Source organism: Pantoea sp. ABR1s (genome assembly GCF_057812235.1).
Genome location: NZ_JBSZSY010000004.1, coordinates 179130 through 191939, shown reverse-complemented (window position 1 = coordinate 191939; position 12810 = coordinate 179130). Strand labels below are relative to the sequence as shown.

The 12810-nt window shown below is 53.2% G+C and carries 12 protein-coding genes; 7 read left to right on the top strand and 5 right to left on the bottom strand.

Annotated elements, in window-relative coordinates; all coding sequences use genetic code 11:
- Positions 1-40: 40 nt before the first annotated feature.
- From ACXKZD_RS22060 to ACXKZD_RS22050, 3 genes are all read right to left on the bottom strand, one after another.
- Positions 41-1192, bottom strand: a complete 1152-nt coding sequence (locus ACXKZD_RS22060; protein WP_488982333.1) for an amidohydrolase — start codon at positions 1190-1192, stop codon at positions 41-43.
- Between the two features lie 23 nt (positions 1193-1215).
- Positions 1216-2214, bottom strand: a complete 999-nt coding sequence (locus tag ACXKZD_RS22055; RefSeq protein WP_033780263.1) for an MsnO8 family LLM class oxidoreductase — start codon at positions 2212-2214, stop codon at positions 1216-1218.
- Between the two features lie 553 nt (positions 2215-2767).
- Complete coding sequence (locus tag ACXKZD_RS22050; protein WP_010247068.1) at positions 2768-3502, bottom strand: GntR family transcriptional regulator; 735 nt, start codon at positions 3500-3502, stop codon at positions 2768-2770.
- A 300-nt stretch (positions 3503-3802) separates the two neighbouring features.
- Here ACXKZD_RS22050 and ACXKZD_RS22045 point away from each other — a divergent pair, with 300 nt between their 5' ends.
- From ACXKZD_RS22045 to ulaA, 4 genes are read left to right on the top strand one after another with little or no spacing between them, the layout of a single operon-like run.
- The gene (locus ACXKZD_RS22045) at positions 3803-4042 is read left to right on the top strand and encodes a hypothetical protein (protein WP_139016400.1); all 240 of its coding nucleotides are present in this window, start codon (positions 3803-3805) and stop codon (positions 4040-4042) included.
- A gap of 35 nt (positions 4043-4077) precedes the next feature.
- Positions 4078-4527 (top strand): PTS sugar transporter subunit IIA, encoded by a 450-nt coding sequence (locus ACXKZD_RS22040; RefSeq protein ID WP_010247067.1) that lies wholly within the window; start codon positions 4078-4080, stop codon positions 4525-4527.
- 48 nt (positions 4528-4575) lie between these two features.
- Positions 4576-4848 (top strand): PTS sugar transporter subunit IIB, encoded by a 273-nt coding sequence (locus tag ACXKZD_RS22035; RefSeq protein ID WP_010247066.1) that lies wholly within the window; start codon positions 4576-4578, stop codon positions 4846-4848.
- A gap of 39 nt (positions 4849-4887) precedes the next feature.
- Complete coding sequence (ulaA, locus tag ACXKZD_RS22030; protein ID WP_033760509.1) at positions 4888-6261, top strand: PTS ascorbate transporter subunit IIC; 1374 nt, start codon at positions 4888-4890, stop codon at positions 6259-6261.
- Positions 6262-6376: 115 nt separating this feature from the next.
- On the opposite strand, the gene ACXKZD_RS22025 is transcribed toward ulaA, so the two are convergent.
- Both ACXKZD_RS22025 and ACXKZD_RS22020 read right to left on the bottom strand, forming a co-directional pair.
- Entirely contained in the window at positions 6377-6790 is a 414-nt protein-coding gene (locus tag ACXKZD_RS22025; RefSeq protein ID WP_010247064.1) for a helix-turn-helix domain-containing protein, read from the bottom strand.
- A complete protein-coding gene (locus ACXKZD_RS22020; protein ID WP_010247063.1) occupies positions 6787-7098 on the bottom strand; it encodes a type II toxin-antitoxin system HigB family toxin in 312 nt (103 codons plus the stop codon). Before ACXKZD_RS22020 ends, ACXKZD_RS22025 begins: the two co-directional genes overlap by 4 nt.
- 440 nt (positions 7099-7538) lie before the next feature.
- Here ACXKZD_RS22020 and ACXKZD_RS22015 point away from each other — a divergent pair, with 440 nt between their 5' ends.
- Genes ACXKZD_RS22015 through ACXKZD_RS22005 form a run of 3 tightly spaced genes read left to right on the top strand, consistent with a single transcriptional unit; the run spans position 7539 to position 12751 of the window.
- Positions 7539-9092, top strand: a complete 1554-nt coding sequence (locus tag ACXKZD_RS22015) for a pyridoxal phosphate-dependent decarboxylase family protein (RefSeq protein ID WP_488982332.1) — start codon at positions 7539-7541, stop codon at positions 9090-9092.
- Positions 9093-9102: 10 nt separating this feature from the next.
- On the top strand, positions 9103-10395 hold the full coding sequence (locus ACXKZD_RS22010) for a lysine N(6)-hydroxylase/L-ornithine N(5)-oxygenase family protein (RefSeq protein WP_010247061.1): 1293 nt from the start codon (positions 9103-9105) through the stop codon (positions 10393-10395).
- Position 10396: 1 nt separating this feature from the next.
- A complete protein-coding gene (locus ACXKZD_RS22005) occupies positions 10397-12751 on the top strand; it encodes a GNAT family N-acetyltransferase (protein WP_488982331.1) in 2355 nt (784 codons plus the stop codon).
- The last annotated feature ends 59 nt before the right edge of the window (positions 12752-12810 follow it).

Below are 12810 nucleotides of genomic sequence, written 5' to 3'. Positions count from 1 at the left end.
GTGGTCAGAACCGTCGTGCTGTAGCGGGTTGCAGATGAATTCAGTTCAGAATGGCTTCCCGACATCGCGCATTAAGATGTTGCAGCGCCTGGCGGGCCAGTCGGGCGAAGTAGTCGGCGGCGGGCGCAATCAGCGCCTCATCCGGGGTAAAGCTGGCATGGTGCAGACCAAAGTCACTGGCGCTGCCGATGCTGACAAACGCCCCCGGCACCTGTTGCAGATAGAAGGCAAAATCCTCACCCAGCAGATGGAGATCGGCGGTCTGCACCCGATAGCCTGCCTGCTGCGCCACTTCGCTGCTGAAGGTCGCCCAGTGCGCATCGTTGATCAGTACTGGCGGGCCAGGATGCCAGCTCAGGGTTGCCTGCGCGCCATTGGCGTCGGCGAAGTGCTCAACCAGCGTGCGCACCCGCTGTTCCAGTTCGGCGCGCACCTGTAAATCGTGGGTTCGGGCCGTGCCGCCAAACTCAACGCCGCCGGGTAATACATTCCAGCTTTTGCCGCCGTCGATGCGGGTAATGCTCAGTACCAGACTGTCCAGGGCACTGAAGCTGCGGCTGGTGAGTCCCTGTAACGCCTGGATAATCTGGCTGGCCGTCACAATGCTGTCGACACCCTGCTCCGGATACGCGGCATGTGCGCCTTTGCCGGTGACGCGAATAATAAATTTGTCAGCATTCGAGTAGAACGCCCCGCTGCGGGTGGCAAAGGTGCCGACGGGCAGCGAAGGCTCGTTGTGCATTCCGAAGATAGCCTGCACCTTATCCAGTACGCCTGCCTCAATGAACTGACGCGCCCCGCGCGCTATCTCTTCAGCGGGCTGGAACAGGATGCGCACCCGGCCAGCTAACCGATCGGCTTGTGCGTTGAGCTGTAACGCCGCACCCAGCATCACCGCGCTGTGCAGGTCATGGCCGCAGGCGTGCATCACGCCAGGATGGCGGGAGTGAAAACGCACCCCGCTCGCCTCATGGATCGGCAGCGCATCGATGTCGGCGCGCAGCGCGATCACCGTCTCTCCGCTGCCAATTTCTGCCACCACGCCGGTTTCCAGTGGATAGTCCAGCAGCCGGATGCCCGCCGCCTGCAACCAGCCCCGCAGTCGCGCGGTGGTGGCGAACTCCTGACCCGACAGCTCCGGCCAGGTGTGCAGTTCGCGTCGCCATTCAATCAGTTGTGACTCAGGGTTCATGATGACTCTCCACTGACGGGGATTCAGGCTGCGACCAGATGATGCGTGGCCAGCAGTTCAAGTGACTGCAGACGTGCAACCGGCTCGGTAATCGGCGTGTCGATAACAAACTCATCAATGTCAAAATTATGATGCAGCGCGTCCAGCTGGGCATGAACCTGCGCCGCCGTGCCTTTCAGAAGTGACGGCGTGCGCGGCTCAATCTGATAATCGCGGTATCCACCCTGACGCACATAGCGCTCCGCCTGCTCAAGGCTGGCGACGTTGACGCTCGGGCCATCTTTCACCGCTACATGGTAGTGACGAAGATTGGCTACCAGCAGGTCAGCCCCGGCGGGTGAGTCGGCCACCACCACCTGCACGGCCACCAGGGCGCGCTGACCCTGGCTCAGGCGGGAGTAGGTACTCAGCGCATGCTCCAGTAACTGGCGGTCGCCATTAAGGTGAGCGGCAAAGACAAACTGCCAGCCCAGACTGGCGGCCAGCCGGGCGCTCTCTTCACTGGCACCCAGCAGAAAACGGTTCGCCGGACGTGACGGCAGTGGCGTGGCGGCTAAACCCTCGTCATCAGGATCAGCCTGACCGGGCTTCAGCCAGCTATCAAGCAGCTGAAGCTGTTCGGCAAAGCTCCCTTTTTTAGCGGCATCAACACCCTGTTGCAGCGCATGGGTGGAGAGTGGAAGTCCGCCCGGCGCTTTGCCCACGCCGAGGTCAATACGGCCCGGTGCCAGCGAAGCGAGCAGGTTAAAATTCTCTGCCACTTTATAAGGGCTGTAGTGCTGCAACATCACGCCGCCCGATCCGACGCGAATATGTCGTGTCTGGGCAATGATCCAGGCAATCAATACCTCAGGTGAAGGACTGGCCAGCTGCGCGGTGTTGTGATGTTCCGCCAGCCAGAAGCGGTGATAACCCCACTCCTCTGCCCGCTGCGCCATCTGCAGCGTGCGCTGCAGCGCCGCAGTGGGTGATTCACCCTGCAGCACGGGCGCTTTATCTAACAGACTTAATCGATATGCCATTCACCTGGTCCTTGTTTATTCCGGTTGCAGACCAGTGTGCTGCGCAGTCGATCATTGGTAAAACATCATATTGTTTTATGTATTATTGATTTCGTCATAATGGAGAACAGTGAGAAGTGAAAGAGGGAAAACGGGCTCTGAAACAGGTAATCAGGCAGATATTTTGCGTATAACGCTATTTGTTGCCTGATATTCAGGTGAGTAAAATCGGCGAACTGGCAAAGGTTTGCAGAAAATCGTCTTACGTATGGAGAGATGACAGCTGTTGTTAGCCGCGACTGCAGAAATTCAGACAGCCTGAATTCATGGCATTGAAATACATTCTTCACAGGATGTTGAAGCACGGGTCGCCAGATAGATAAATAAGCATATGAAGAATGCAATTGAGTCAGAGATAACTCATTGCAACTGCCAGATGATTTACAGGACCTTATACATTATCCGGAATTAAGATCCTCTACTGTAATGAGAGGTGTAAACCGGGCATGAATCTGTCTGATAGGGTCATATCCGGGCACAGCAAAGCATTGAGCCCAGAAACAAGATTATTTTTCTAAGGCCGTTGCGAATTTTGTTTCAACGGGAAAAATCGGGTGTTGATAAGCGCCACATTGACTTCACATGGAACGCCGTCGTCGAGATAAACAGTTTCATTAAGCTGAATGACAGCATCCCCTTCCGCTAAATTAAGCAGTGTAAGCGACTGTGTATCCGTAAGATTGACGGCCGTTAAATGCTGGTCCCTTAGCTGCACTTTCTTACCGGTAACTTCTTCAATGTAGGCATATTTTGACAGTTCCAGCTTGCTGAACTCCATGCTGCTAAACATATTAACCGGCAGGTGAATATGTTCCAGAGCTACCGGGATGTCATCGAAACACATCAGGCGTAAAATTTTATAGATCTGATCGCTGTTTTTAATACGCAGCGCCTGAGCGATATCAGCAGAAGGAACCTTGATTATGCTGACCGATATGATTTTCCTTACACCTTTATGACCATTTCTTTGCGCCTGATAATCAAAAGGTGAAAGCACATGATATCGGTTCGCCTGGCTACTCATTTCCGTGGAACCGACAAAAATACCCGACCCTTTAACCCGGTAAATTCTCTGCTGCTCCACCAGAATGCGTGTGGCTTCACGCACCGTTGCGCGAGTAATGCCGATACTTTTGGCAATTGATATTTCGGTATCCAGTTTCTCTCCGGGTCGAAGGCCATCATCCTTAATTTTATTGAGGATGTAATCAACAACCTCTTTTTGTTTTTCAGTAATGCCATCAACCATTGGCTTTCTTCCCGTTTGAGTGAAGGACAGACTCCCTCTAATCCGTGTCAGTACAGTTCTGCCTGACATTGCCGGATGAGTACCACTTCCGCTAGCTGAATATGTGATCAACTTATCAAATTGGCACTGATGTTAAGCCTGATAAGCAATATTTTAACTTTACATGTTGTGTCCGTACACGTCGAAGGACATCATCAGGATGACTAGACACCTTTAACATGTACAGATGTGATGACCGTTGTGAAATATAACCCCATCTGAACAATGAGAAAATATTTTTTTAATAACTCCATGAAAATCATGACTTTTAAGGATTTTACCTCCTTTTCTACATTCGATTTTTGTATCGCTCTGCTGACAAAAAGTTTATCTAAAAAAGTGATAACGGGGTTTTTGAGGGAAACTGACTGTACATACTCAGGAATTTATGAAAAATCGGAATGCATAACAGGCCCTGTTCCGGTTGAGAAAATTTTATATGAGATGGGTTATGCGCAACCGGGAGCAGGCAAACGCCACACGGTTTATGCGTTTAGTTAAATTTTATTGCGCATTTAAACAGGAGGAGTAAGACGATGTCACACCTGGCTAAGTGGTTAAATAACGAGAAAATCCAGTACGTCGAAAGCGTGACTGACTGGCAGGAAGCGTTAGTTATTGCGGGACGTCCTCTGCTCAGTGAGGGCGCAATATCGCAGGATTATATTGATGCGATTATTCAGCAAAAAGAGGAGATCGGCCCCTTTTTTGTCATCGCGCCGCAGATTGCCATGCCCCACGCACGCCCGGAACAAGGCGCACACAAACTGGGGTTGTCGATTGTGCTGCTGGGTACAGCAGTGAAATTTGACTCCGAAGAAAACGACCCGGTGAAGGCTATTTTCATGTTTGCCGCACCGGACAGTAATAGCCATATCGAAATGATCTCCCAGCTGGCGGAAGTGCTGTCCGATGAAGAGATCATGGCGCAGATATTCAATGCGAGCAGCAAAGAAGCGCTCATGACGATTTTATCAGGCGTTTAGTCTGCCCGTTGAAACGCGACTTTTAATCATTAGTTAATGAGGTTTGATATGAAAATTATGGCGGTGTGTGGTTCAGGTTTAGGCAGCAGCTTCATGATGGAAATGAACATCAAGAAAGTGCTTAAAACGATCGGTGTTGAAGCTGAAGTGGAACATTCGGATCTCGGCTCTGTCACCCCCGATGTGGCGGATGTTTTTGTTATGGCCAAAGACATTGCTTATAGCGCAAACCTTCCTGAACAGAAGGTCATCATCATTAATAACATCATTGACCTGAAAGAAGTGGAGCAGAAAATACGTGAGTATTTTGAGAAAAAGTGACGCTAATAATTAGATAAACACCTTACCCTCGAGGTTAATATGTTTACTCAAAATCTTTTGCAGTTCGTCGTCGACGTGCTGAAAGTGCCCTCTATATTAGTCGGACTGGTGGCATTTTTCGGACTGATTGCGCAGAAGAAGCCGTTTCCTGATGTTATCAAGGGCACGGTAAAAACTATTCTGGGCTTCCTGGTGCTGGCAGGCGGTGCGACCGTTCTGGTCGGTTCACTGACGCCACTGGGCGACATTTTCAAACATGCGTTTGATGTTCAGGGCATCATTCCTAATAACGAAGCAATGGTCTCTATCGCTCTGGCAAAATATGGTGCGCCTACCACGATGATCATGGCCTTCGGCATGGTCGCCAACATCGTTGTCGCTCGCTTCACCCGACTGAAATATATTTACCTCTCAGGGCATGTGACGTTCTATATGGCCTGTATGATCGCGATTATTTTATCGGTTGCTGGTTTTGAAGGTATTCAGCTTATTTACACCGGGTCACTGCTGTTGGGCATTCTGATGGCCACCTTCCCGGCGATCGCCCAGCCCTATATGCGTAAGATCATTGGTGGCGACCATGTCGCGCTGGCGCATACCGGGACAATTGGCTATGTCTTATCAGGCTGGATCGGCTCTTTGGTAGGCAAAGGATCTAAATCCACCGAAGAGATGAACATGCCAAAAAACCTCAGTTTTTTGCGTGACAGTACCATCTCGATCTCTCTGACGATGATGATTATCTACTTAATCCTGTCGGTGTCTGCCGGTAAAGAATATGTAGAGGCTAATTTCAGCAATGGTCAGAACTACCTTGTTTACTCCTTTATCCAGGCCATTACCTTCGCGGCGGGTGTCTTTATCATTCTGCAGGGTGTGCGCTTAATCCTGGCTGAAATTGTCCCTGCCTTTACCGGCTTTTCAGAAAAACTGGTTCCGGAAGCCAGACCGGCGCTGGATTGCCCGATTGTTTTCCCCTACGCCCCGAATGCGGTGCTGGTTGGCTTTATCTCCAGCTTTGTCGGTGGCCTGGTGGGGCTGTTTGTTCTCGGTCAGCTGCATTGGGTATTGATTCTGCCGGGTGTGGTTCCTCACTTCTTCTGTGGCGCTACGGCTGGCGTGTTTGGTAATGCGACCGGCGGCAAGCGTGGGGCGATTTGCGGTGCCTTTGCTCATGGCCTGTTAATTACCTTCCTGCCTGTCGCCCTGCTGCCGGTACTCGGACAGATAGGGCTGACCAACACCACCTTCTCGGATACCGACTTCGGCGTCACCGGCATCCTGCTGGGTAATATGGCTCACTTTATGGATAAGGGAACCATCACCATGATTATCACCGGCATTTTTGGCTTGTTAGTGATTTATAACTTTACGGCTAAAAAGAAGACACCTGTAGAAACAAATGCAGGGTAATCAGAACGCTTAATGGCAACCAGAAAGGGCAATGAGCGCTTTCTGGTTGTTTGCGGAATACCTTCATCATTCAGTTTCCAGAAAAAAAACCGCACTCATATAAGTTCAGGCTAAGTTATTCAGCGAATGCTTCAAACGGCAGGTTAAAACGCGCTGCCAGTCGGGCTTTATGTTTATCCGTCAAAGGACGATCACCACGCAGGATACGACTGACATAAGAGCGCTGCCCTATTTCATCCGCAAAAGAGGATTGAGTCAGGCCGTGCTGATCCATGATGACTCGCAAAAGTGCCACTCCGCGCGGAATAGCATCAGTACGCGCGTTAAACGCAGCGAACTCAGGGGCGCTGTTTTCGTATCGGGCGACCTTATCAGACAGTATCTCTACTAACGGGCTGTCCGGCTGGTGCTCAACCAGATATTCAACCAGTTCCAGCGCCTGCTCGTAGTCCCTTTTATCGGTACTGCCTCCCAGAAAGGGAACAATTCTGACCAGGTCATTGGTCGCCTGGATTGCTTCGGTAATCATTCTTTACTCTCCCGGTACTTCTTCACCAGCTTGTCATATTCCGCATGCGTCACGATGTGTTTGATAAAAATTTTGCCGCGATCAAAGTCAGCATAAAACATGATTCTCAGGCTGTTTCCGCCCACATCGATTACCCACCACTTTTCCCGGTACTTCATGCGGTCAAGGCTCTGAAAGCGAATTTTCAGCGCATCTGGCGTGGCAAAGTTTTCGTCCCTTAGGACCAGATAAGCCGCATCCAGTGCGGAGGCATGATTTGGATAAATTATTGCCGCTTCCCTGAACGGCCCTCTTGAGATGATATGCATTTTTCTCTCAAACTTTCCATGTTGGAAACATTCTAACCCACAAAGCTAATGTTTCCAACATGGAACACACGCAGATGAGTTCTGAATGAATTGCTGGCGCTAAACCTCATAAAAAAAGGACTATTCCGATCCAGAAAAGTGATCAACATCACACTTTCAACATTAGACATACTAATAAATAAAATTTAACAACAAAACATTTGAATGATAATGATTAACATTTACACTCTCATCCGCATATAACAAAGCGTTTAACGCTGCCAAATCCACAAATAATATGCGGTATTTACTCTTTTTAAGGTGAAAACACTAATCCATTTAATGGTCAGGGTTTTTATCTGGTTAGTTAGTTTTATGTTTACTGGAGTTGTTGAGCGGACATCCAACGCTGCTGACCTTACGTCGGCAGGGTCACTGGTATTAACGCACAGGAACTGAACATGCTTTTACGCTCATCCACTCAGGCGGCACAGGATCTCGCGCCAGCATCCAATGCCAGCGGTGCCGAAACGGCTATTTTTAACGATCAGCAACTGACGGCCTGGTCGCAGCAGACTCAGGAGGTGCTGGCGCTGATGACCCGTACCGTTACCGGCGTTGAGAAGCCTTTCAGCGGTATCCTGCCCCATGAACTGGCGGCGGAATTCAGTGAGGTCGATCTCGATCGTCCGCTGGGTAACAACGATGACGCCCTGACAGAGCTGAGTCAGCTCTATCTGCGTGACGCCGTGTGGTTTCACCACCCTAAATATCTGGCGCACCTGAACTGCCCGGTCGTGCTGCCCTCTCTGATGGCTGAGCAGATTATGGCGGCGGTGAATAGCTCGGTCGACACCTGGGATCAGAGCGCAGGCGGTACGCTGATTGAGCAGAAGGTGATCGACTGGACGCTTGGCCGCATCGGTCTGCCTGCCGGATCTGATGGGATCTTCACCAGCGGCGGCACCCAATCCAACCTGATGGCAATGCTGCTGGCGCGTGATAGCTGGTGCGCGGCACATCATCCGGGGCATCTGATTAAACATCGCGGCCTGCCTGAGACCGCGTCGAAATGGCGAGTGTTTACCTCCAAACTCAGCCACTTCAGCATCCAGAAATCGATGGCGATTTTAGGGCTGGGCTATGACGCAGTTATCGCCGTTGATCACGACGCCCACTACCGTATGGACGCAGCGTGCCTGGCTAAGGAGATCGAGAAATGTCGCAGTGAAGGGCTGATCCCGATTGCTGTGGTTGCCACCAGCGGCACCACGGACTTTGGCAGCATCGATCCGCTGCCGGAGATTGCCCGTCTTTGTGACAATTATGGTTTGTGGATGCACGTTGACGCCGCTTACGGCTGTGGGCTACTGGTCTCAGAAAATCATCGCTCACGCCTGAATGGCATTGAACGGGCTGATTCCGTCACCGTCGATTATCACAAATCTTTCTTCCAGACCGTCAGCTGCGGTGCGTTCTTTGTGCGGGACAGCCACAATCTGAAGCATGTCACGCACCATGCAGATTACCTGAATCCGCTCAGCGCCCAGCAGGAAGGCACACCGAATCTGGTCAACAAAAGCATTCAGACCACCCGCCGATTTGATGCGTTAAAAATGTGGCTGACCCTGCGCGTGATGGGTCCGGCGGCGCTGGGTGACGCTTTCGATACGCTGATAGAGCTGACACAGGCGGCTCATGAGCGGTTAACTGCGCATCCTGCTATCGAAGTGCTGCACGCGCCTGAGCTGACCACCCAGATTTTCCGCTACGTGCCCGGCAAAAACGCCAGCGACGCACAGATCGACGAAATCAACGCCGCTATCCGTAAAGCGCTCTTCCGCTCCGGCAACGCAGTGATTGCCGGAACCAAAGTCGATGGGCGTCAGTACCTGAAATTCACCCTGTTAAATCCCACCACGACCATCGCCGACATCGAAGATGTGCTGAGCCTGATTGCGCACTATGGCCGCGAGCAGGTACGTGCGTCTGCGCTGAACGCGGCGAAACAGTGAGAGCTCTGAAATGAATAATTCCGTTTACGATTTTATTGGTATCGGTATCGGCCCTTTCAACCTGAGTCTGGCCTGTCTGAGTGAGCCGGTTGAGGGACTGAACGGTCTTTTCCTGGATGAGAACCCGGGCTTTGACTGGCACACCGGCATGATGCTGGAAAATGCCCATCTGCAGACGCCGTTTATGGCCGATCTGGTGACGCTCGCCGATCCGACCAGCCCTTACAGCCTGCTTAACTACATGAAGGAAAAGGGGAAATTATACTCTTTTTATATCCGTGAAGACTTCTTCCTGATGCGCAAAGAGTATAATCAGTACTGCCAGTGGGCCAGTTCGCGGCTCTCTAATCTGCGCTGGAACAGCCACGTTGAGTATGTCAGCTACGATGAGGCGGCTGGCGTCTATCAACTCCAGGTGACCGACACCCGGAATGGTCAGAAACAGAACTATCTGGCACGACATCTGATCCTCGGCACCGGGCCTAAAGCCTGGATGCCGGAGTGCAGCCAGCCGCACCGCCAGCGCCTGACGCACTCAAGCCACTATCTGGTCAACAAAGCGGAACTGCAGCAGAAGCGTTCCATCACCGTGCTGGGCAGCGGCCAGAGCGCGGCAGAAATCTACTACGACCTGCTGACCGATATCGACCGCTTTGGCTATCAGCTCAACTGGATCACCCGCGCGCCGCGCTTCTATCCGCTGGAGTACACCAAGCTCACGCTGGAGATGACCTCGCCGGAGTGGGTCGACTATTTCCACGCGCTGCCCGCCAGCACCCGGGACGAACTGAATGCGCGCCACAAGAATCTCTACAAAGGCATCAACAGCAGCCTGATAAACGACATTTATGACCTGATGTATGTCAAACAGCTCGATGGCGATCTGAACGTTAACCTGTTTACTCACTCGGCGCTGACCGCTATGCGCTGGCTGCCACAGGGAGAGTTCGAGCTGACGCTGCATCAGGAGGAGCAGGATTGCACCTTCACTCGTCGCACCGAAGGACTGGTGATGGCGACCGGCTATCACTACCAGCCACCGATGTTTTTAGAGGGCATCAACGCCCGCCTGCGCTGGGATGACAAAGGCCGCTACGACGTGCAGCGCAACTACAGCATCGATTATCACAATCAGATCTTCGTGCAGAACGCCGAACTGCACACCCACGGCTTTGTTACGCCGGATCTCGGTATGGCCTGCTACCGCAACTCGGTGCTGCTGCGCGAACTGACCGGACGCGAGGTCTACCCGATCGAGCGTCAGATTGCCTTCCAGACCTTCCCGGCTAAATCGGAGCACTGAGATGAGTTCACAAACACTGTTCAGCGCCGCCCGCCCCGCAGGCCAGTTCACCCTGAGGCCCATGCTCGCCAGCGATGCGCCGCTGATTCATCGCTGGGTCACCCGCGATTACGCCCGCTTCTGGGGTATGCAGCAGCAGAGCCTGAATCAGGTCGCTGAGTTCTATCAGACACTGACCGCTGCCGATCCCCATGCTGCGCTGATTGGCTGCTGCAACGACCAGCCGGTCTGCCTGATTGAGTGCTATCGCGCCTGCGACGACGAGGTCGGCAAATTTTATCCTGCCGCACCCGATGATTACGGCATGCATATCCTGATTGCCCCCGCCAGCCAGCCGATCAGAGCCTTCAGCTGGCAGGTCTTCACGCTGGTGATGGACTATATGTTCAGCCGCCCCGAGGTGCGCCGCGTGGTGGTAGAGCCAGATGTGCGCAATGAGAAGATTCACGTGCTGAATAAGCGTGCCGGGTTCCGCTATCAGCACACCATCGACATGGGTCATAAAACCGCCTGGCTGGCCTTTTGTCAGCGGGAAGATTATCAACACGCGTTACTGCAGGAGTCGCAGACTATGAACACCCCCTCTTCGCTGATGAACGGTACACATCTGACGGGCGACCACTGGGCGCAGGCAAACCGCATGCTGATCCGGAAAGCGATTGCCGAGTTCGCGCATGAGAAAATCATTACGCCACAGGAGTCGGGCGACGGCAGCTATCAGCTTGCGGTGCCAGGCGGTGAAGCGAGCTACCATTTCCGGGCGTCGCGGCTGGCGCTGGATCACTGGGAAATCGACGCCGGCTCACTGCGCAAGCAGGAGAACGGTCGTGATCTGCCGCTGGATGCGCTGAAATTTATCGTGGAGTTTAACGGGGAGATCGGTATTACACAGGCACTGCTGGCGACCTACATGGAAGAGATCAGCAGCACGCTGTGCAGCAGCGTTTATAAGCTGCAGAAGAATAATCCTGACAGCCAGGCGCTGGTCTCAGCCGATTTCCAGACGGTGGAAGCGGCGATGACCGAAGGCCATCCCTGCTTTGTTGCCAACAACGGGCGTATTGGCTTTGATGCCCATGATTATCTGGCGTATGCGCCCGAGGCCGCCGCGCCCGTTCACCTCATCTGGGTCGCGGTCCATCGCCGCAACGCCCATTTCTCCAGCCTCAGCGAGCTGAGCTATGAGCAGTTGATGCGTGATGAACTGGGCGACACCACCCTGGAGCAGTTTACTGCGCAGCTGGTGAATAAAGGGCTGGCGGTTGAGGAGTATATCCTGATGCCGGTGCATCCGTGGCAGTGGCAGAACAAGCTGCTGACCGTGTTTGCGGCAGACATCGCCAGTCACGATATTGTTTATCTCGGCACCGGAGACGATGCTTACCAGGCGCAGCAGTCGATCCGCACCTTCTTTAACCGCAGCCAGCCCGCGAAGCGCTACGTGAAAACCGCCCTGTCGGTGCTGAACATGGGCTTTATGCGCGGACTGTCCCCCTACTATATGGCGACAACGCCTGCGATAAACGGCTGGCTGGAACAACTGGTTGCTGGCGATGCGTGGCTGAATCGCTGTGATTTCCGCATCCTGCGCGAAGTCGCGGCGGTCGGCTATCACAACCGCTACTATGAGCAGGCGATCAAAGGCGACTCCGCCTATAAAAAGATGTTCGCAGCGCTGTGGCGGGATAATCCTGCGGCCAGCCTGCAACCCGGCCAGCGTCTGATGACCATGGCCTCTTTCCTGCACGTCGATCACCATCAGCAGGCATTGCTGCCTGCGCTGATAGCGGATTCTGGTTTGCCCGCGAAGCAGTGGATAGAACGCTACCTGACCTGCTATCTCAGCCCGCTGCTGCACTGCTTCTATCAGCATGACCTGGTGTTTATGCCGCACGGTGAAAACCTCATCATGCTGCTGGAGAACAACGTGCCGGTCAGTGCATACATGAAGGATATCGGCGAAGAGATCGCCGTGATGAATCCGGATGCGGTGCTGCCGGAAGGCGTGCAGCGTCTGGCGGTGGATGTGCCGGAGAACCTGAAGCTGCTCTCAATCTTCACCGATGTGTTTGACTGCATCTTCCGCTTTATCAGCGCGATCCTGCATCAGTCAGGAACGCTGCCGGAGGAAGAGTTCTGGCAGGCGGTGGCGCAGTGCGTGAAGGATTACCAGCAGGCGCACCCGGAGCATGCCACTAAGTTCGCGCGCTATGACATGTTCGCGCCGGAGTTTACCCGCTCCTGTCTGAACCGCCTGCAGCTGGCGAATAACCAGCAGATGATAAACCTCGCCGATCCCGCTGAGAACCTCAAGTTCGCCGGAACGCTGAACAACCCGATCGCCCGCTGGCGATAAGCGTTACACCGTCACGCTGAAATTATGCGGTCACCCTGGTGGCCGCTTTTTTAATGGCT